This is a genomic window from Aminobacter sp. Y103A (assembly GCF_030294925.1).
Lineage (GTDB): Bacteria > Pseudomonadota > Alphaproteobacteria > Rhizobiales > Rhizobiaceae > Aminobacter > Aminobacter ciceronei.
Map to the genome: position 1 here is coordinate 2,763,843 of NZ_AP017986.1, position 19,103 is coordinate 2,782,945.

The 19,103-nt window shown below is 63.4% G+C and carries 17 protein-coding genes; 15 read left to right on the forward strand and 2 right to left on the reverse strand.

Translation table 11 applies throughout. The features are described from left to right. Positions 1-30 precede the first annotated feature (30 nt). The 9 genes from pdhA (at position 31) to Amn_RS13565 (ending at position 8,418) form a co-directional block, all read left to right on the forward strand. Positions 31-1,074, forward strand: coding sequence for a pyruvate dehydrogenase (acetyl-transferring) E1 component subunit alpha (gene pdhA, locus Amn_RS13525; RefSeq protein ID WP_067962334.1), 1,044 nt, complete (start codon positions 31-33; stop codon positions 1,072-1,074). Between the two features lie 14 nt (positions 1,075-1,088). After that, positions 1,089-2,477, forward strand: a complete 1,389-nt coding sequence (locus tag Amn_RS13530; protein WP_154387071.1) for a pyruvate dehydrogenase complex E1 component subunit beta — start codon at positions 1,089-1,091, stop codon at positions 2,475-2,477. Positions 2,478-2,495: 18 nt separating this feature from the next. After that, positions 2,496-3,872, forward strand: a complete 1,377-nt coding sequence (locus tag Amn_RS13535) for a pyruvate dehydrogenase complex dihydrolipoamide acetyltransferase (RefSeq protein ID WP_154387070.1) — start codon at positions 2,496-2,498, stop codon at positions 3,870-3,872. 50 nt (positions 3,873-3,922) lie between these two features. Next, a complete protein-coding gene (locus tag Amn_RS13540; protein ID WP_154387069.1) occupies positions 3,923-4,561 on the forward strand; it encodes an SGNH/GDSL hydrolase family protein in 639 nt (212 codons plus the stop codon). Between the two features lie 3 nt (positions 4,562-4,564). Beyond that, positions 4,565-5,146, forward strand: a complete 582-nt coding sequence (locus Amn_RS13545; RefSeq protein ID WP_067962329.1) for a GNAT family N-acetyltransferase — start codon at positions 4,565-4,567, stop codon at positions 5,144-5,146. 15 nt (positions 5,147-5,161) lie between these two features. After that, complete coding sequence (gene lpdA, locus Amn_RS13550; RefSeq protein ID WP_286297745.1) at positions 5,162-6,607, forward strand: dihydrolipoyl dehydrogenase; 1,446 nt, start codon at positions 5,162-5,164, stop codon at positions 6,605-6,607. 82 nt (positions 6,608-6,689) lie between these two features. Continuing rightward, on the forward strand, positions 6,690-6,971 hold the full coding sequence (locus Amn_RS13555; RefSeq protein ID WP_067962325.1) for a GlsB/YeaQ/YmgE family stress response membrane protein: 282 nt from the start codon (positions 6,690-6,692) through the stop codon (positions 6,969-6,971). A gap of 12 nt (positions 6,972-6,983) precedes the next feature. Continuing rightward, a complete protein-coding gene (lipA, locus tag Amn_RS13560) occupies positions 6,984-7,946 on the forward strand; it encodes a lipoyl synthase (protein WP_067962324.1) in 963 nt (320 codons plus the stop codon). 10 nt (positions 7,947-7,956) lie between these two features. Then, a complete protein-coding gene (locus Amn_RS13565) occupies positions 7,957-8,418 on the forward strand; it encodes a type II toxin-antitoxin system RatA family toxin (RefSeq protein ID WP_067962323.1) in 462 nt (153 codons plus the stop codon). Here Amn_RS13565 and Amn_RS13570 read toward each other — a convergent pair. Together Amn_RS13570 and Amn_RS13575 are read right to left on the reverse strand one after the other, a co-directional pair. After that, complete coding sequence (locus Amn_RS13570) at positions 8,394-8,900, reverse strand: CinA family protein (protein ID WP_067962320.1); 507 nt, start codon at positions 8,898-8,900, stop codon at positions 8,394-8,396. The genes Amn_RS13565 and Amn_RS13570 overlap by 25 nt on opposite strands. Further along, a complete protein-coding gene (locus Amn_RS13575; protein ID WP_067962318.1) occupies positions 8,897-10,120 on the reverse strand; it encodes a bifunctional 2-C-methyl-D-erythritol 4-phosphate cytidylyltransferase/2-C-methyl-D-erythritol 2,4-cyclodiphosphate synthase in 1,224 nt (407 codons plus the stop codon). Before Amn_RS13575 ends, Amn_RS13570 begins: the two co-directional genes overlap by 4 nt. A 139-nt stretch (positions 10,121-10,259) precedes the next feature. Here Amn_RS13575 and dusB point away from each other — a divergent pair, with 139 nt between their 5' ends. The 6 genes from dusB to trkA all read left to right on the forward strand — a co-directional run bounded on the left by dusB (position 10,260) and on the right by trkA (position 19,085). Further along, positions 10,260-11,288: a tRNA dihydrouridine synthase DusB gene (dusB, locus tag Amn_RS13580; RefSeq protein ID WP_154387068.1), complete on the forward strand. Its 1,029-nt coding sequence runs from the start codon at positions 10,260-10,262 to the stop codon at positions 11,286-11,288. Beyond that, positions 11,285-12,421, forward strand: coding sequence for a two-component system sensor histidine kinase NtrB (locus Amn_RS13585; RefSeq protein WP_067962316.1), 1,137 nt, complete (start codon positions 11,285-11,287; stop codon positions 12,419-12,421). The genes dusB and Amn_RS13585 overlap by 4 nt, the downstream gene beginning before the upstream one ends. Then, positions 12,418-13,875, forward strand: coding sequence for a nitrogen regulation protein NR(I) (gene ntrC / locus Amn_RS13590; protein WP_067962314.1), 1,458 nt, complete (start codon positions 12,418-12,420; stop codon positions 13,873-13,875). Before Amn_RS13585 ends, ntrC begins: the two co-directional genes overlap by 4 nt. 94 nt (positions 13,876-13,969) lie before the next feature. Continuing rightward, a complete protein-coding gene (locus Amn_RS13595) occupies positions 13,970-16,303 on the forward strand; it encodes a sensor histidine kinase NtrY-like (RefSeq protein ID WP_376769283.1) in 2,334 nt (777 codons plus the stop codon). Further along, positions 16,293-17,654, forward strand: coding sequence for a nitrogen assimilation response regulator NtrX (gene ntrX, locus Amn_RS13600; protein ID WP_067962312.1), 1,362 nt, complete (start codon positions 16,293-16,295; stop codon positions 17,652-17,654). Before Amn_RS13595 ends, ntrX begins: the two co-directional genes overlap by 11 nt. 54 nt (positions 17,655-17,708) lie before the next feature. Next, on the forward strand, positions 17,709-19,085 hold the full coding sequence (trkA, locus tag Amn_RS13605) for a Trk system potassium transporter TrkA (protein ID WP_067962310.1): 1,377 nt from the start codon (positions 17,709-17,711) through the stop codon (positions 19,083-19,085). Positions 19,086-19,103 lie beyond the last annotated feature (18 nt).

Genomic DNA, 19,103 nt, shown 5'->3' on the forward strand with positions numbered 1-19,103 from the left:
CCGCAAAGAGACGCCACTAGGGAGTGATGCATGGCCACCGCAGCCAAAAAAGCGCCTGCCAAATCTAGATCCGATTCAAAATCCCTTTCAGCGCCGGTAACACCCAAGCCGGTCGATTTCACCAAGGAACAGGACCTCGCGGCATATCGCGAGATGCTTCTGATCCGCCGCTTCGAGGAAAAGGCCGGCCAGCTCTACGGCATGGGCTTCATCGGCGGCTTCTGCCACCTCTATATCGGTCAGGAAGCTGTCGTCACCGGCTTGCAGATGTCGCTGATCGAAGGCGACCAGATGATCACTGCCTATCGCGATCACGGCCACATGCTTGCCATGGGCCTGTCGGCGCGCGGCGTCATGGCGGAACTGACCGGGCGTCGGGGCGGCTTGTCGAAAGGCAAGGGCGGCTCCATGCACATGTTCTCCAAGGAAAAGCATTTTTACGGCGGCCATGGCATTGTCGGCGCCCAGGTGTCGCTCGGCACCGGCCTGGCCTTCGCCAACCGCTATCGCGAAAATCCGAATGTTTCGGTGACCTATTTCGGCGACGGCGCTGCCAACCAGGGCCAGGTCTATGAGAGCTTCAACATGGCCGCGCTGTGGAAGCTGCCGGTGATCTACGTCATCGAAAACAACCGCTACGCCATGGGCACCGCCGTTACGCGTGCTTCGGCCGAGACGGATTTCTCGCAGCGCGGCGTGTCCTTCAAGATTCCGGGCATCAAGGTCGACGGCATGGACGTGCGCGCGGTCAAGGCCGCTGGCGATCTCGCCACCGAATGGTGCCGTTCGGGCAACGGTCCGATGATCCTCGAGATGGAAACCTACCGCTATCGCGGTCACTCGATGTCTGATCCGGCCAAGTACCGCTCCAAGGACGAAGTGCAGAAGATGCGCTCCGAGCACGACCCGATCGAACAGGTCAAGGCGCGCCTCATCGCCAAGAAGTGGGCCAGCGAAGACGACCTCAAGGCGGTCGACAAGGATGTTCGCGACATCGTGGCTGACGCCGCAGACTTTGCTCAGACCGATCCCGAGCCGGATGCTTCCGAGCTCTGGACCGACATCTTGATCTAAGGGAGGGCGCGAACATGCCGATCGAAATTCTCATGCCTGCGCTCTCGCCGACGATGGAAGAGGGCAATCTTTCCAAGTGGTTGAAGAACGAAGGCGACAAGATCGTCGCCGGCGACGTCATCGCCGAAATCGAAACCGACAAGGCGACCATGGAAGTGGAAGCTGTTGACGAGGGCACCCTCGGTAAGGTCCTGATCGCCGCCGGCACTGAAGGTGTCAAGGTCAACACGCCGATCGCTGTGCTTTTGCAGGACGGCGAAAGTGCTGCCGACATCGGTAAGGGTGCTGCGCCTGCCAAGGCCGAGGCACCCGCTGCCGCGGCAGCACCGGCCGCTGCCGCTGGTCCGGTTGCCGCCACCCCTGTCGCTGCCGCGCCCAAGACTGAAGTCGCTGCCGACCCCGACATTCCCGCCGGCACTGAGATGGTGTCGACGACGGTGCGTGAAGCGCTGCGCGATGCCATGGCCGAAGAAATGCGCCGCGACGGTGACGTCTTCATCATGGGCGAGGAGGTCGCCGAGTACCAGGGCGCCTACAAGATCACCCAGGGCCTGCTGCAGGAGTTCGGCCCGCGCCGCGTCGTCGATACCCCTATCACCGAGCACGGCTTCGCCGGCGTCGGCGTCGGTGCTGCGATGACCGGCCTCAAGCCGATCGTCGAGTTCATGACCTTCAACTTCGCCATGCAGGCGATCGACCAGATCGTCAACTCGGCTGCCAAGACGCTCTACATGTCGGGTGGCCAGATGGGCGCGCCGATCGTCTTCCGTGGACCGAGCGGTGCGGCTGCCCGCGTCGCGGCCCAGCACTCGCAGTGCTATGCCGCATGGTACAGCCACATTCCGGGGCTCAAGGTGGTGATGCCGTACTCGGCAGCCGACGCCAAGGGCCTGCTCAAGGCTGCCATCCGCGATCCGAACCCGGTCATCTTCCTCGAGAACGAAATCCTCTACGGCCATTCCTTCGACGTGCCGAAGCTCGATGATTTCGTTCTGCCGATCGGCAAGGCGCGCATGCACAAGACCGGCAAGGACGTCACCATCGTGTCGTTCGGCATCGGCATGACCTATGCGATCAAGGCCGAGGCAGAACTTCGCGGCATGGGCATAGATGCTGAAATCATCGATCTCCGCACCATCCGTCCGCTCGACTTCGACACCATCATTGCCTCGGTGAAGAAGACCAACAGGCTGATCGTGGTGGAAGAGGGCTTCCCGCAGTCGTCGGTCGGCGACCACATTGCCAACCAGGTGTCGCAGCGCGCCTTTGATCACCTCGACGCGCCTGTCATCACCATCGCTGGCAAGGACGTGCCGATGCCCTACGCCGCCAATCTCGAGAAGCTCGCTCTGCCGAATGTCGGCGAAGTGATCGAGGCGGTCAAAGCAGTCACGTATCGCTGACACGGGCGGGAGGTCATCATGCCGATCAATATCACCATGCCTGCCCTTTCGCCGACCATGGAAGAGGGCAATCTGGCCAAGTGGCTGGTCAAGGAAGGCGACAAGGTTTCGCCTGGCGACGTGATCGCCGAGATCGAGACCGACAAGGCAACGATGGAAGTCGAGGCCGTCGATGAGGGCACTGTCGCCAGACTGCTGGTTCCGGCCGGCACCGAAGGCGTCAAGGTCAATGCGCTGATCGCCATTCTCGCCGGCGACGGCGAAGATGTCGCGGCTGCAGCCAAGGGCGGCGATGCCGCTCCTGCCAAGGCAGACGCGCCGAAGGCGGAAGCACCTGTTGCCGCGGCACCTGCGGCGCCCGCTGCTGCTCCGGTCGCTGCCGCGCCCGTTGCTGCTTCGGCAGCCAAGCCAGCTGCGACCAACGGCGCTGCACCCTCCGGCGACGGCCGGACCTTTGCATCGCCGCTCGCCCGCCGCATCGCCAAGGATTCGGGCATCGACCTTTCGGCTGTCACCGGCACCGGCCCACATGGCCGTGTCGTCAAAGCCGACGTCGAGGCTGCGATCTCGGGTGGCGGCGCCAAGGCTGCTCCTGCTGCCAAGGCTCCTGCCGGTGCTCCGGCTGCAGCACCCGCTGCCAAGGGCATGTCGGACGAACAGGTGCTCAAGCTGTTCGAAGAAGGCAGCTACGAACTCATCCCGCACGACAACATGCGCAAGACCATCGCGCGCCGTCTTGTCGAGGCCAAGAGCACCATCCCGCACTTCTATCTGACGCTCGACTGCGAGATCGACGCGCTGCTGGCGCTCCGCGCCCAGCTCAACGCGGCGGCGCCGGTGCGCAAGACTGAAAAGGGCGACGTGCCGGCCTACAAGCTGTCGGTCAACGACATGATCATCAAGGCGATGGCGCTGGCCCTGACGGCCGTTCCCGACGCCAATGTGTCATGGACCGACCAGGCCATGGTCAAGCACAAGCACGCCGATGTCGGTGTTGCCGTGTCGATCCCGGGTGGCCTGATCACCCCGATCATCCGCCAGGCCGACATCAAGACGCTGTCTGTCATTTCCAATGAAATGAAGGACCTTGCCGGCCGGGCCCGCAACCGCAAGCTCAAGCCTGAGGAATATCAGGGCGGCACCAGTGCCGTCTCCAACCTCGGCATGTTCGGCATCAAGGACTTCTCGGCCGTCATCAACCCGCCGCACGCCACCATCCTGGCGGTCGGCGCGGGCGAGGAACGGGCGGTCGTCAAGAATGGCGAGATCAAGATCGCCAATGTGATGTCGGTGACGCTGTCGACCGACCACCGTGCCGTCGACGGTGCGCTTGGCGCCGAACTGCTCTCGGCCTTCAAGCGCTTCATCGAAAACCCGATGGGCATGCTGGTGTAGTTTCCCCATTTCCCCTCCCTGCCAAGGGAGGGGATTCGAGGACTTCAATCATGAAGACTGTGCTTTGTTACGGCGACTCGCTGACCTGGGGCTACGATGCCGCGGGGCCGGGCCGTCACGCGCTTGAAGACCGCTGGCCAAGCGTGCTGCAGGCCGAACTGGGCGAGGGCGTCGAAGTTATCGCGGAAGGGCTGAACGGCCGCACGACTGCCTTCGATGACAACCTTGCCGCTGCCGACCGTAATGGTGCGCGGCTTCTGCCGACCATCCTCGGCACTCATGCGCCGATCGATGTGGTCGTCATCATGCTCGGCGCCAACGACATGAAGCCTTGGATCCACGGCAACCCGCTGGCCGCGAGGCAGGGCATGGCGCGCCTCGTCTCCATCGTGCGCTCCTACGACCACGGCATGGGCCATGCCGCGCCAGAAATCCTGCTGGTTTCGCCGCCAGCTGTTAGTCGCACCGAAAATGCCGAATACAAGGACATGTTCGCCGGCGGCGACGCAGCTTCGAAGCAGCTGGCCCCGCTTTATGCAGCGCTAGCCGACGAGGTCGGCTGCGGTTTCTTCGACGCCGGCTCCATCGCCGAGACGACACCGCTCGACGGCGTGCATCTCGATGCTCAGAACACGCGGGCGATCGGCACGGCACTCGCGCCGATCGTGCGCGTCATGCTGGAGCTCTAGAGCTTGGCTGGCGCTATCACCATCCGCAGGGCCGAGCGGCGCGATGCCGCCGAACTCGCCATCCTCGTCGACCTGTCATCGCACGGGCTGGCGTCATGGCTATGGTATGGCGCGGTGCTGGAAGGCACGACGCAGACGGCTCTCGAGCATGGCCGCAACCAGCTGCGTTGCGACGACGACCGTGCCGGCTGGAAAAATGCCAGCCTGGCCGAGGTCGATGGCGAGATCGCCGGTCTGGTGATCGGCCATGTCGTCGAACCGTCCTTTGCCGAAGAGGAAGCGCCTCACCCGGTGTTCGAGCCGATCCTCGTGCTTCAGCAACAGACCATCGGCCACTGGTTCATCGACAGCGTCGGTGTCTACCAGCACCATCGCGGACATGGCATCGGCAGAAAGCTCGTCGATCATGAGCTCGAGCGTGCCGGCGCCCGGCCGGTCAGCCTGATCACCGAAAGCGACAATGACGTGGCGCTTGGCCTCTACAAATCCTGCGGGTTTGAGGAAATCGCGCGCCAGCCATCCGTATCGACCGACACCTACAGCAAACAACACGACTGGGTGCTGCTCACCCGCAGCGCGACCTGAACAAGAGGCACACTCATGGCTGACAATTACGACGTCATCGTTATCGGCTCCGGCCCCGGCGGCTATATCGCTGCGATCCGCGCTGCCCAGCTCGGTCTCAAGACTGCAGTCGTCGAGCGCGAGCACCTCGCCGGCATCTGCTCCAACTGGGGCTGCATCCCGACCAAGGCGCTGCTGCGCTCGGCCGAAGTGCTGCATCTCGCCGAGCACGCCAAGAATTACGGCCTGAAGCTCGAAGGCTCGATCTCGCCCGACCTCAAGGCCATCGTCGACCGGTCGCGCGGCATCGCCCAGCGCATGAATGGCGGTGTCGGCTTCCTGATGAAGAAGAACAAGGTCGACGTCATCTGGGGCGAGGCCAAGCTTACCAAGCCCGGCCAGATCGTCGTGTCGAAATCGTCGAAAAAGCCGATGGAGCCGCAGGCGCCGTTGCCCAAGAACACGCTGGGTGAGGGCACCTACAGCGCCAAGCACATCATCGTTGCTACCGGTGCCCGTCCGCGCGTGCTGCCCGGCATCGAGCCGGATGGCAAGCTGATCTGGACCTATTTCGAGGCGATGGTGCCGCCGGAGATGCCGAAGTCGCTGCTGGTCATGGGGTCCGGCGCCATCGGCATCGAATTCGCCTCGTTCTACCGTACGATGGGCGTCGAGGTGACCGTCGTCGAAGTGATGCCAGCCGTCATGCCGGTGGAAGACGCCGAGATCTCGGCCTTCGCCAAGAAGCAGTTCGAAAAGCAGGGCATGAAGATCCATCTCGAAGCCAAGGTTACCAAGGTCGAGAAGGGCGCCAATTCGGTTACCGCCCATGTCGAGATGAAGGACGGCAAGATAGAGAAGATCACCGCCGACCGCATGATCTCGGCCGTCGGCGTGCAGGGCAACATCGAAAACATCGGCCTCGAAGCGCTCGGCGTGAAGACTGACCGCGGCTGCATCGTCATTGACGGCTACGGCAAGACCAATGTGCCTGGCATCTATGCCATCGGCGACGTCGCAGGTCCGCCCATGCTGGCGCACAAGGCCGAGCACGAGGCCGTCATCTGCGTCGAGAAGATCGCCGGCCTGCCCAACGTGCATCCGATGGACAAGCTCAAGATCCCAGGTTGCACCTACTGCAACCCACAGGTCGCGTCCGTTGGCCTGACCGAAGCCAAGGCCAAGGAAGCCGGCCACGACATCCGCGTCGGCCGCTTCCCCTTCGTCGCCAACGGCAAGGCAATCGCGCTTGGCGAGGATCAGGGCATGGTCAAGACCATCTTCGACAAGAAGACCGGCCAGTTGCTCGGCGCGCACCTCGTCGGCGCCGAAGTGACCGAGCTGATCCAGGGTTTTGTCGTGGCGATGAACCTCGAAACGACGGAAGAAGAGCTGATGCACACCATCTTCCCGCATCCGACGATCTCGGAAACGATGAAGGAAAGCGTGCTCGACGCCTATGGGCGTGCGCTCAACGCATGACCGATACCCATCGGCGCGTCTGTTGCGGCGCGCCTGATGGAACTATATCAGCAGAACGTCCGCGAGTGGCCGGAGACGACTGATGGAACAGAGTTACGGAATCATGGGCATGCCGGGCGTCGGTTTCTTCGGCATGCTGCTCATCGGCTTCCTTGCCGGCTACGTCGCCGAGCGCACGATGAACCGCGACCACGGCTTCCTGACCAACATCCTCGTCGGCATCGCCGGATCGTTTGTCGGCGGCACTCTGGCGGGGCTGCTCGGTATCAATTATTACGGCTTCATGGGCAATCTGATCGTCGCCATCGCAGGCGCGGTCATCGTGCTCTGGATTTTCGGCCGCTCGCAAGCGCGTCGGCCTTGATAGGATAGACTGATGGTCACTGTGCTTGATCTCAAAGACCGTCCGCGCGCGCGGCACCCGGAAAAGGCCCACCGGCCCGATCAGGAGGTTCTGCGCAAGCCAGACTGGATCCGCGTCAAGGCGCCGGTGTCGCGCGGCTATCAGGAAACGCGCGAGATCGTGAAGTCGCACAAGCTGGTCACCGTCTGTGAGGAGGCCGGCTGCCCCAACATTGGCGAGTGCTGGGAAAAGAAGCACGCTACCTTCATGATCATGGGCGAGATCTGCACCCGCGCCTGCGCATTCTGCAATGTCGCCACCGGCATCCCGACGGCGCTCGACCCGAACGAGCCGGAGAGCGTGGCCAAGGCCGTCGCCCAGATGGGCCTGACTCACGTCGTCATCACTTCGGTCGACCGCGACGATCTTGCCGACGGCGGTGCCCAGCATTTTGCCGACGTGATCCACGCCATCCGCCGGCTGACGCCGACCACGACCATCGAGATCCTGACGCCAGACTTCCTGCGCAAGGAAGGGGCGCTGGAGATCGTGGTTGCCGCGCGCCCCGACGTCTTCAACCACAATCTTGAAACCGTGCCGTCGAACTATCTGACCGTTCGCCCCGGCGCGCGCTACTTCCATTCGATCCGCCTGCTGCAGCGGGTCAAGGAGCTCGATCCCTCTATCTTCACCAAGTCCGGCATCATGGTCGGGCTCGGCGAGGAGCGCAATGAAGTGCTTCAGCTGATGGACGACCTGCGCAGCGCCAATGTCGACTTCATGACCATCGGCCAGTACCTGCAGCCGTCGAAGAAGCACCACCCGGTCAAGAAGTTCGTGACGCCTGATGAATTCCAGTCCTACGCGACCGTCGGCAAGTCCAAGGGCTTCCTGCTCGTTGCCTCAAGCCCGCTAACGCGCTCGTCGCACCATGCCGGCGATGATTTCGCCAAGCTGCGCGCCGCGCGCGAAGCGCTGCTCACGAAAAAGGCCTGATCAGCGCCGGATGCCGAAATTCGAAACCACCCGTCACGTCGGCCACCCGCCGGACAAGATGTTCGCCCTGGTTGCCGACGTGGAGAAATACCCCGAATTCCTGCCGCTGTGCGAAGCACTCAACGTCCGCTCGCGGCGTGAGCGCGATGGACGTGAGATTCTCGTGGCCGACATGACCGTCGGCTACAAGGCATTCCGCGAGACCTTCACCACCCAGGTGCTGCTCACCCCTGACGAAAATACCATCGACGTCAAATATCTCGATGGCCCGTTCCGCTATCTCACCAATGAATGGAAATTCGTCCCAGCGCCCGACGGTGGCTCCGGCGTCGAGTTCTTCATCGACTACGAGTTCAAGAACCGCATCCTCGGCGCCCTGATGGGCACCATGTTCGACCGCGCCTTCCGCATGTTCGCCGAAGCTTTCGAGAAGCGCGCCGACGCGATCTACGGTCCGGCGAAGCCGGCCTGACCGACGGCCCGCAGGCCCAGTCCCAGCGCTGTCCTGACCGTCTCACGGCGGATGAAGTCGCGGCCCTTGTCTTCGAAGATGCGGAACTCCGCTTCCACTGGCGCGCCTTTGCGCGCGACGCCGAACCAGACCAGGCCGACTGGCTTTTCGGCCGAGCCGCCGCCGGGGCCGGCGACGCCTGTTACCGCAAGCGCCAGGCTGGCACGCGAATGGGCAAGCGCACCCGCTGACATTTCAAGCGCAGTTTCGCGCGACACCGCGCCGTGGACCTTGAGCGTCGCCTCGGAGACGCCGAGCATCTCCATCTTCGCTTCGTTGGAATAGGTGATGAAGCCGCGGTCGACGACGGCCGACGAGCCGGCAATATCAGTCAGGGCAGCGATGATCATGCCGCCCGTGCAGCTTTCGGCCGTTGCGATCATGATGCCCTGGGCAAGGCAGGCGTCGAGCAGGGCCGAGGCGAGGGCGGTGACGTCGCTCATTCCGGCAGTTCCCCGGGATAGACCACGCTTGCGGTTGCGATCGCGGCGATGCCCTCTTCACGCCCGATGAAGCCGAGCTTCTCGTTGGTCGTTGCCTTGATCGAGATGCGCTCGGGCGCGATGCGCAGCATGTCTGCGAGTTCCGCCGTCATTGCCGCACGATGGGGACCGACCTTTGGCGCCTCGCAGATCAGCGTGACGTCGGCATTGGCGATGCGGCCACCGCGCGAGCGCACGATCGCCGCCGCATGTTCGACGAACTGGCGTGACGCGGCACCCTTCCACTGCGGGTCGGATGGCGGGAAATGGGTGCCGATGTCGCCGGCGCCGCAGGTGGCCAGCAATGCGTCGGTCAGCGCATGCAGTCCCACATCGGCATCGGAATGTCCGTTCAGCTTCTTCGAATGCGCGATCTTCACGCCGCACAGCCAGACATGGTCGCCTGCTTCGAATGAGTGCACGTCGTAACCGTTGCCGGTACGGACGTCGGGAAAGCTGATTGCTTGGCCGGAAAGGCGCTGATCGGCCATGGCGATGTCCTTAGCCCAGGTGAGTTTGACGTTGTCGGGCGAGCCGAGCACGAGGCGAACCGGGATGCCTGCCCATTCTGCGATGGCGGAATCGTCTGTGAAATCGCTGCGGCCGGCCTCGAAGGCGCGCTGGTGCGCGGAAAAGATCGGATCGAAGGGAAAGCCTTGCGGCGTCTGCGCCGAATGCAGGCCCGCGCGCGGCACTGTTTCGGCCACGGTACGGTCGAAGGCTTCTTTCTTGAGGGTGTCGGAAACTGGCAGCGACGGCAGTGAGCCGTGACTGGCGTCGATGCCCGAAATGGCGCGATCGATGACTTCAGGGCTGATGAACGGCCTGACGCCATCATGGATCAGCACGGCCTGTGGCCTGGATTGCTGCAAGGCAATGAGCGCAAAGCGCGTCGAATCCTGGCGCGTTGCGCCGCCGACGACAGTGGTGACGCGCGCGGCCAATTCGCCGGCAGCTGAGGCAAAAAGCTCGCTGTCGTCGGCGTGGATGGCAACCGCGATCGGGCCAACCTTGGGGTGGTCGAGAAATGCCTTCAGCGTGTGCCAGATCACCGCCTTGCCGCCGATCCGGCGATATTGCTTCGGTCCGTCAGCCTGGCCGGCGCGTTCACCGCGCCCGGCCGCCACGACCACGACGGCGACGTTCGAATTCTGCTGGTTCGGCAACGGCTTCGGATTCATGTGCAGAGGCTTAGCCGCGAGCCCTCAGGAAGGCCAGAGGAATCCAGAAAGGCCGCATTCGGCTGTCATTTCGCAGTTGCACAATGACCCGACAGTGGCTACTCATTGTGCAGCAGTGAATGGTGCTTTGTTTTTGTGCATGACTGATCTGGAAAAACTCGGCGAGCCGCTTTCGATCGGCGATGTGACAATCCGCAATCGGGTGTTCCTGGCGCCGATGTCGGGTGTCACCGACGAAGCCTTCCGCACGCGCGCTTATGCCCATGGGGCCGGCCTTGTCGTGTCGGAGATGGTGGCGAGCGGCGAATTGGCAAAGGGGCGCGGCTCCAGCGGCTTCCGCATCCGCCACTCTGGCCTGCCCGTGCACATGGTGCAGTTGGCCGGCCGCGAGGCAGCGCATATGGCCGAGGCCGCCCGCATCGCCGTCGGCGAAGGCGCCGATGTAATCGATATCAACATGGGCTGCCCGGCCAAGAAGGTGACGGGCGGTTATGCCGGCTCGGCGCTGATGCGCGACCTCGACTACGCGCTGACCTTGATCGATGCCGTCGTTGGCGCAGTCGACGTGCCCGTGACGCTCAAGATGCGGCTGGGCTGGGACGACCACGTGCTCAATGCCCCCGAACTGGCCCTCCGTGCTGAGCAGGCGGGCGTCCGGATGGTCACCGTGCATGGCCGCACGCGCTGCCAGTTCTATCAGGGCAAAGCCGACTGGCGCGCCATCGCGCGCGTCAAGCAGGCAGTCAGCATTCCCGTCGTCGCAAATGGCGATGTGGCGACACCGGGAGATGCGATGGGCATTCTCGAGCAGTCGGGTGCCGATGCCGTCATGGCGGGGCGTTCGCATTATGGTGCGCCATGGACTGCTGGCGTGATCGCCGCTGCCGCAGGCAGGAGCGGTGCAACTGATGTGCCCAGGTCGTCGTCCGACCTGGTCGACTATGTCGTTGCCCATTACGAGGACATGCTGGCGCTCTATGGCATCGCGAGTGGCCTGCGCCAGGCGCGCAAGCATCTCGGCTGGTATCTCGATCGCCACACCGCTTCACTGCCTGACGAGCTGCGCCGCCGGGTGCTGACATCGTTCGAGCCGCAGCAGGTGATTTCATCGCTGCGTGAAGCACTTGCGGCTTTCGGCGAATGCATGTTCGAAAGGAATGCGGCATGAGTTTCGACCGGGCGCCTCAGTCGGTTGATGCCGCGCAGATCGTGCTGAACACGATCCGTCGCCCGGTCATCATGATCGGGCCGGACAATTTCATCACTTTCGCCAATGCCGATGCCGAGGACTTCTTCCGTTCCAGTGCTGCCATGCTGTCGCGCAGCGAGCTGTCGCGCTTCGTGCCTTTCGGCAGCCCCATCCTGACGCTGGTCGAGCAGGTGCGCGAGCGCAACACGCCCGTCAACGAGTACCGCGTCGATGTTTCGTCGCCCCGGCTGGGCATCGAGAAGATGGTCGATCTCTACGTCGCACCTGCATCCGAGTTGCCGGGATCGGTGGTGGTGATGTTCCAGGAGCGCTCGATGGCCGACAAGATCGACCGTCAGATGACGCATCGCGGTGCCGCGCGCTCCGTCACCGGCCTGGCCGCGATGCTGGCGCATGAGATCAAGAACCCGCTCTCCGGCATTAGGGGGGCCGCGCAGCTTTTGGAGCTCTCCGCTTCCGACGAAGACCGCGCGCTGACGCGGCTGATCGTCGATGAAACCGATCGTATTGTTTCGCTCGTCGACCGCATGGAGGTGTTTTCGGATGAGCGACCTGTTGACCGCTATCCGGTAAACATCCACGTCGTGCTCGACCATGTGAAGGCGCTGGCCAGGAACGGCTTTGCCAATGGAATCAAGATCCTGGAGGATTACGATCCGTCGCTGCCGCCGGTTTATGCCAACCGTGACCAGCTGATCCAGGTGTTTCTCAACCTGGTCAAGAACGCCGCCGAGGCGATCGGCCACGACCCGCATGGCGAAATCACGCTGTCGACCGCCTTCAAGCCCGGCATCCGCATGTCGATCCCTGGCACACAGGATCGTGTCTCGTTGCCGCTGGAATTCTGCGTCCACGACAACGGATCGGGCGTGTCAGAGGACATCCTGCCGATCCTGTTCGACCCTTTCATCACCACCAAGCCCAATGGCTCGGGTCTCGGTCTGGCGCTTGTCGCCAAGATCGTCGGTGACCATGGCGGCGTGATCGAGTGCGATTCGACCCCGCGCGGCACCACCTTCCGCATCCTGATGCCTGCCTGGAAGGAACTGCCCGTGCATCTCGACGACGACAGCGAAGGAGCCCATCGATGAGCGTGCGCGGAAACATTCTTGTCGCCGACGACGATGCGGCGATCCGCACGGTGCTCAACCAGGCGCTGTCGCGCATGGGTCATGAGGTTCGCGTCACCTCCAACGCCGCGACGCTGTGGCGCTGGGTGGCGGCCGGCGAGGGCGATCTTGTCATTACCGACGTGGTGATGCCCGACGAGAACGCCTTCGACATGCTGCCACGCATCAAGAAGGCGCGCCCGGAGCTGCCGGTTATCGTGATGAGCGCGCAGAACACATTCATGACCGCCATCCGCGCGTCGGAGACCGGTGCCTACGAGTATCTGCCCAAACCCTTCGATCTCACCGAGCTGCTAAGCATCGTCAATCGTGCGCTGTCCGAGCCACGGCGGCCGAAGAGCGACCAGCGCCATGACGAGCAGCCCGACGCCATGCCACTTGTCGGCCGTTCGGCGGCGATGCAGGACATCTACCGGATGCTCGCCCGCATGATGCAGACGGACCTGACCGTCATGATCTCGGGCGAATCGGGCACCGGCAAGGAGCTGGTGGCGCGCGCGCTCCATGAATATGGGCGTCGCCGCAACGGACCGTTCGTTGCCATCAACATGGCCGCCATCCCGCGCGACCTGATCGAATCCGAGCTGTTCGGTCACGAGAAGGGCGCTTTTACCGGGGCGCAGAACCGCTCCACCGGCCGGTTCGAGCAGGCCGACGGCGGCACTTTGTTCCTTGACGAGATTGGCGACATGCCGATGGAGGCGCAGACCAGGCTGCTGCGCGTGCTGCAGCAGGGCGAATACACCACCGTTGGCGGCCGCACCCCGATCAAGACCGATGTGCGTATCGTCGCAGCCACCAACAAGGATCTGCGCACGCTCATCAACCAGGGCCTGTTCCGCGAAGATTTGTTCTATCGTCTCAATGTCGTGCCGCTTCGCCTTCCAGCGCTGCGCGAACGTTCGGAAGATGTCCCCGACCTCGTCCGCCACTTCTTCAAGCTCGGCGTCAGCGAAGGGCTTCAGGCCAAGCGTATCTCGGCCGGCGGCGTCGAGTTGATGAAGCGCTATCCTTGGCCGGGCAATGTGCGCGAGCTGGAAAATCTGGTGCGCCGGCTGGCTGCACTCTATCCGCAGGACGAGATTTCGGCCGAAATCATCGAATCCGAACTCAAGACCGGCGAGCAGCCGGTTGTCCCAGGTGGCAATCTCATCCCCGACGATCTGTCGGTCGGCCAAGCGGTCGAACATTTCCTGCAGCGCTATTTCGCGATGTTCGCCGGCGACCTGCCGCCGCCCGGGCTCTACCAGCGCATCCTTGCCGAGGTCGAATACCCGCTGGTGCTCGCTTCGATGACGGCGACGCGCGGCAACCAGATCAAGGCCGCAGAACTTCTGGGCCTCAACCGCAACACGCTGCGCAAGAAGATCCGCGAACTCGGCGTCAACGTCTACAAATCGTCGCGGCCGGCCTGACGCGCGAACATCGCGTCGGGACTGAACACGCTTATCTGTCGATAGCCCGTCTAAACATTTTTGCTTCGGGCGAAAATGTTGCATAATCGCCACAATGCGTTGCATAGATGCGCCGCAATCAATGTCTCTACACGGCAGCATGGCGAGCCAGGCAAAACCTCTAAACGACAAGACGCCCGTACACCCTCGGCAGGAAGGTCGCCGCCTTCTCGCGCTTCCGGGCGTGCTGGCTATCGCCGCCGCGCTGGTTTCGGCAGCGGTGTCGTTCGCTATTCTGATCGGCGTCACCCCGATCACGCCTGATTCGACGACGACGCTGGCGCTGATCGCCATCAATGCCGTGCTGGTGCTGATCCTCGTCGGACTGATCGCCTTCGAGATCCAGCGCATCGTCATGGCCCGCAAGCGCGGCAAGGCCGCGTCGCGGCTGCATGTGCGCATTGTCACGATGTTCGCGCTGGTGGCAGCCTTGCCGGCGCTGCTTGTCGCCGTCGTCGCCTCGATCACGCTCGACATCGGCCTCGACCGCTGGTTCCAGATCCGCACCACGACGATCGTCAATTCATCGCTGTCGATCGCCGAAGCCTATGTCCAGGAAAACGCCCGCAACCTGCAGAGCACGACGCTGTCGATGGCCAACGACCTCGACAACAACCGTCCGCTCTACGGTCTCGACCGCAGCGGCTTCCTCGACTTCATGGGCCGGCAAGCGCAATTGCGGGCGCTGGCCCACGCGGCCCTGATCAGCGCCGACGGCTCCTTCGTCATGAGCGCCAAGACCGGCGCCGATTTCGCCATGCCCGAGCCTCCGGCCGTTGCGGTCCAGACCGCCGCCGACGGCAAGCCGGTGCTGATCGAGCCGAAGACGCGCAACATCGTCGGCGCCATCATCAAGCTGCGCGAGATCGAAGGGCTCTACCTCTACACGATCCGGCTGGTCGATCCGGAGGTGATCAAGGCGCGCCAGATCGTCACCGCCAACACCGAGGAATATCGCGACCTCGGCGCCAACCGGCGTACCACGCAGATCGCCTTTGCGCTGCTCTATCTCGGCCTGACGCTGATCGTCGTGCTGTCGGCGATCTGGACCGGTATTGCGGTCGCTGACCGCATCGTCCGGCCGATCCGCCAGCTGATCGGCGCCGCCGACGAGGTTGCCACAGGCAATCTCGACGTCTCGGTGCCGGTGCGGCAGTCGGATGGCGACGTCGGCGCGCTGAGTGACACGTTCAACAACATGCTGCTCGAGCTCAAGTCGCAACGCAACGAGATCCTGACCGCCAAGGACGTCATCGACGAGCGCCGTCGTTTCTCGGAAGCCGTGCTGTCGGGCGTTACCGCCGGCGTCATCGGCGTCGACCCTTATGGCAGCATCACCATCGTCAATCCGTCGGCGGAGGCGATGCTGGCAATCTCGGCTTCCGAGTCGCTTGGCCAGAACCTGTCGATCCTGTTGCCGCATGTCGGTCGCGTCTTCGAGATCGGCCGCAAGTCAGGCCGCGCCGTCTACCGCGAGCAGGTCACCTTCTACCGCGCCGGCGCCGAGCGCACCTTCAACGTGCAGGTGACGGTCGAGGAGGGCGAGAGCGAGGTCGGCGACAAGTCCTATGTCGTCACGATCGACGATATCACCGACCTAGTGACCGCGCAGCGCACCTCCGCCTGGGCCGACGTTGCGCGCCGCATCGCCCACGAGATCAAGAACCCGCTGACGCCGATCCAGCTGTCGGCGGAACGCATCCGTCGGCGCTACGGCAAGGTCATCACCGAGGACCGCGAGGTCTTCGACCAGTGCACAGAAACGATCATCCGCCAGGTCGGCGACATAGGCCGTATGGTCGATGAATTCTCGGCCTTCGCGCGTATGCCGAAGCCCGAGATGAAGGTGATCGACATCCGCGAACCGCTGCGCGAGGCGTCGTTCCTCGTCGAGGTCAGCCGCGCCGACATCGCCTTCGAGCGCGAGATCACGCCGGGACCGCTCAAGGGAACGTTTGACAGCCGCCTGATGGCCCAGGCTTTCGGCAATGTCATCAAGAATGCCGCGGAGGCGATCGAGGCGGCGGAACGCCAGACCGGTGAGGCCGGGTTCATCAAAATCCGGGCGCGGCGGGACGGCAACTCGATCCGCATCGATGTGATCGACAATGGCAAGGGATTGCCACGCGAGAATCGCCAGCGGCTGCTCGAGCCCTATATGACGACACGCGAGAAAGGCACGGGGCTCGGCCTCGCTATCGTCAAGAAGATTGTCGAGGACCACGGCGGAAGATTGGAACTTCACGACGCACCAGCCGATTTCCATGGCGGGCGCGGCGCGATGATCAGCATGATCCTGCCTGCGGCGGCCGAAGAGGCCGCGGCACCCAAGGGTGCCGACGACGCAGTACAGGGCAGAGAAACCGAAAAGGTCGGAAATGGCGTCTGATATTCTTATCGTTGACGACGAGGAAGACATCCGCGAGCTGGTTGCGGGCATCCTGAGCGACGAAGGTCACGAAACCCGCACGGCGTTCGACGCCGACAGCGCGCTTGCCGCGATAGCGGATCGTGCGCCGCGCCTTGTCTTTCTCGACATCTGGTTGCAGGGGTCGCGGCTCGACGGCCTGGCGCTGCTCGACGAAATCAAGACGCTGCACCCCAATCTGCCTGTCGTGATGATCTCCGGCCACGGCAACATCGAAACGGCCGTTTCGGCGATACGCCGCGGCGCCTACGACTTCATCGAGAAGCCGTTCAAGGCCGACCGGCTGATCCTGATCGCCGAGCGCGCGCTCGAAACCTCGAAGCTTAGGCGCGAGGTTTCCGACCTCAAGATGCGTAGTGGCGAAACCCACGACCTGATCGGCATGTCGTCGGCGATGAGCCAGTTGCGCCAGACCATCGACCGTGTTGCGCCGACCAATAGCCGCATCATGATCATCGGCCCGTCGGGTTCGGGCAAGGAAATGGCCGCGCGCGCCATCCATGCGCTGTCGTCACGCAAGAACGGCCCGTTCGTCGCGCTCAATGCCGCGACGATCACGCCGGAGCGCATGGAGATCGAGCTGTTCGGCACCGAATCGAACGGCGGCGAACGCAAGGTGGGAGCACTCGAAGAGGCGCATCAGGGTATCCTCTACCTCGATGAAATCGCCGACATGCCGCGTGAGACGCAAAACAAGATCCTGCGCGTGCTCGTCGAGCAGCAGTTCGAGCGCGTCGGCGGCACCAAGCGGGTCAAGGTCGACGTCCGCATCATCTCGTCGACGGCGCAGAATCTCGAGGCGATGATCGCCGAGGGGCGTTTCCGCGAGGATCTCTATCACCGCCTGGCGGTCGTGCCGGTCATGGTTCCGGGGCTTGCCGAGCGCCGCGAGGACATTCCTTACCTCGTCGACAACTTCATGAAGCAGATGGCCAAGCAGGCCGGCATCAAGCCGCGCCGCATCGGCGACGACGCGCTCGCCGTGCTCCAAGCCCACAACTGGCCGGGCAACGTCCGCCAGCTGCGCAACAATGTCGAGCGCCTGCTGATCCTTGCCCGCAGCGACAACCCCGAAGCGCCGATCACGGCCGACTTGCTGCCGTCTGAAATCGGCGACGTCATGCCGCGCGCGCCCAACCAGTCGGACCAGCACATCATGGCGCTGCCACTGCGCGAGGCGCGCGAGATGTTTGAGAAGGAGTATCTGATCGCCCAGATCAACCGCTTCGGCGGCAACATCTCGAAGACGGCCGAATTCATCGGCATGGAGCGCTCCGCACTTCATCGCAAGCTCAAATCGCTTGGCGTCTAGCATGCTCGATGCGGTTTCAGCTGAGACGGTGGACAGGCAGGATCGGTCGATGACATGCGCGTAATCATCTGTGGGGCGGGGCAGGTCGGTTACGGCATTGCGGAGCGGCTGGCGGCTGAAAAGAACGATGTCTCGATCATCGACACCGCGCCCGAGCTGATCCAGGCGGTGCGTGACCAGCTCGACGTGCGCGGCTTCGTCGGCCACGGCTCGCATCCAGAGGTGCTCGAAGCCGCCGGTGCGCAGAACGCCGACATGATCATCGCGGTGACGCTGTTCGACGAGGTCAATATCGTCGCCTGCGAGGTGGCGCACGCGCTTTTCAACGTGCCGATGAAGGTCGCGCGCATCCGCTCGCAATCCTATCTGCAGCCGCACTACCAGGACCTGTTCTCGCGCGAACACCTGCCGATAGACGTTATCATCTCGCCGGAGCTGGAAGTCGGCGAAATGGTGCTCAGGCGCATCACGTTGCCCGGCGCCGTCGATGTCGTCCGCTTCGCCGAAAACCACATCATCATGGTGGCGATCGAATGCCTGGAGGATTGCCCCGTCATCAACACGCCGCTGGCGCAGTTGAGCGAGCTGTTCCCCGATCTGCCTTCAACCGTTGTCGGCGTGACCCGCAACGGCCGCCTGTTCATCCCCCATTCGGCCGACCAGCTTGTGGCGGGCGACCTTGCTTATGTGGTGACCACCAAGGAGCAGGTCCGGCGCACGCTCGGCCTGTTCGGCCATGACGAACAGGAGGCAACACGCATCGTCATCGCCGGCGGCGGCAATATTGGCCTGTTTGTTGCCCGCACGCTCGAACAGCGCCAGAGCCGCACCAAGATCAAGATCATCGAGGCCAACAAGGAGAGGGCGGTCAAGGTCGCCGACGTGCTCCGCCGCACGGTCGTTCTCAACGGCAGCGCGCTCGACCAGAAGCTTTTGATGGAAGCCGACATCCAGGATGCTGACCTGATGGTGGCGCTGACCAACAACGACCAGGTCAACATACTGTCCTCGGTCATGGCCAAGCGCCTGGGCTGCAAGGGCAACCTGGCGCTGATCAACAACCCGGCCTATCACGACCTGACCAAGCCGCTCGGCATCGATGCGCATGTCAATCCGAGTGCAGTGACCATTTCGCGCGTATTGCAGCACGTCCGGCGCGGCCGCATCCGGCAGGTGCACTCGATCCAGCGCGGTGCCGCCGAGATCATCGAGGCGGAGGCGCTCGAAACCTCGCCGCTGGTCGGCACGCTGCTGCGCGACCTGGAACTTCCCGATGGCATGCGCATCGGTGCCATCTACAGGGATGGCCATGTCGTCAAGCCAAGCGGATCGGTGAAGATCAAGCCTCGGGATCGTGTCGTCATCTTCGCGCTTGATAAGGCGGTCAAACAGGTCGAGCAGATGTTCCGTGTCAGCCTCGAATTCTTCTGACCTGGACCAGCCTTTTGC

Excerpts from the sequence above, each read along its gene's own strand:
- trkA (WP_067962310.1), top strand. The coding sequence starts at position 17,709 with ATGCGCGTAATCATCTGTGGGGCGGGGCAGGTCGGTTACGGCATTGCG.
- lipA (WP_067962324.1), top strand. The coding sequence starts at position 6,984 with ATGGTCACTGTGCTTGATCTCAAAGACCGTCCGCGCGCGCGGCACCCG.
- ntrC (WP_067962314.1), top strand. The coding sequence starts at position 12,418 with ATGAGCGTGCGCGGAAACATTCTTGTCGCCGACGACGATGCGGCGATC.
- Amn_RS13570 (WP_067962320.1), bottom strand. The coding sequence starts at position 8,900 with ATGAGCGACGTCACCGCCCTCGCCTCGGCCCTGCTCGACGCCTGCCTT.
- Amn_RS13565 (WP_067962323.1), top strand. The coding sequence starts at position 7,957 with ATGCCGAAATTCGAAACCACCCGTCACGTCGGCCACCCGCCGGACAAG.
- lpdA (WP_286297745.1), top strand. The coding sequence starts at position 5,162 with ATGGCTGACAATTACGACGTCATCGTTATCGGCTCCGGCCCCGGCGGC.
- Amn_RS13595 (WP_376769283.1), top strand. The coding sequence starts at position 13,970 with ATGCGTTGCATAGATGCGCCGCAATCAATGTCTCTACACGGCAGCATG.
- Amn_RS13575 (WP_067962318.1), bottom strand. The coding sequence starts at position 10,120 with ATGAATCCGAAGCCGTTGCCGAACCAGCAGAATTCGAACGTCGCCGTC.
- Amn_RS13535 (WP_154387070.1), top strand. The coding sequence starts at position 2,496 with ATGCCGATCAATATCACCATGCCTGCCCTTTCGCCGACCATGGAAGAG.
- pdhA (WP_067962334.1), top strand. The coding sequence starts at position 31 with ATGGCCACCGCAGCCAAAAAAGCGCCTGCCAAATCTAGATCCGATTCA.
- Amn_RS13585 (WP_067962316.1), top strand. The coding sequence starts at position 11,285 with ATGAGTTTCGACCGGGCGCCTCAGTCGGTTGATGCCGCGCAGATCGTG.
- Amn_RS13530 (WP_154387071.1), top strand. The coding sequence starts at position 1,089 with ATGCCGATCGAAATTCTCATGCCTGCGCTCTCGCCGACGATGGAAGAG.
- Amn_RS13540 (WP_154387069.1), top strand. The coding sequence starts at position 3,923 with ATGAAGACTGTGCTTTGTTACGGCGACTCGCTGACCTGGGGCTACGAT.
- dusB (WP_154387068.1), top strand. The coding sequence starts at position 10,260 with ATGACTGATCTGGAAAAACTCGGCGAGCCGCTTTCGATCGGCGATGTG.
- Amn_RS13555 (WP_067962325.1), top strand. The coding sequence starts at position 6,690 with ATGGAACAGAGTTACGGAATCATGGGCATGCCGGGCGTCGGTTTCTTC.
- ntrX (WP_067962312.1), top strand. The coding sequence starts at position 16,293 with ATGGCGTCTGATATTCTTATCGTTGACGACGAGGAAGACATCCGCGAG.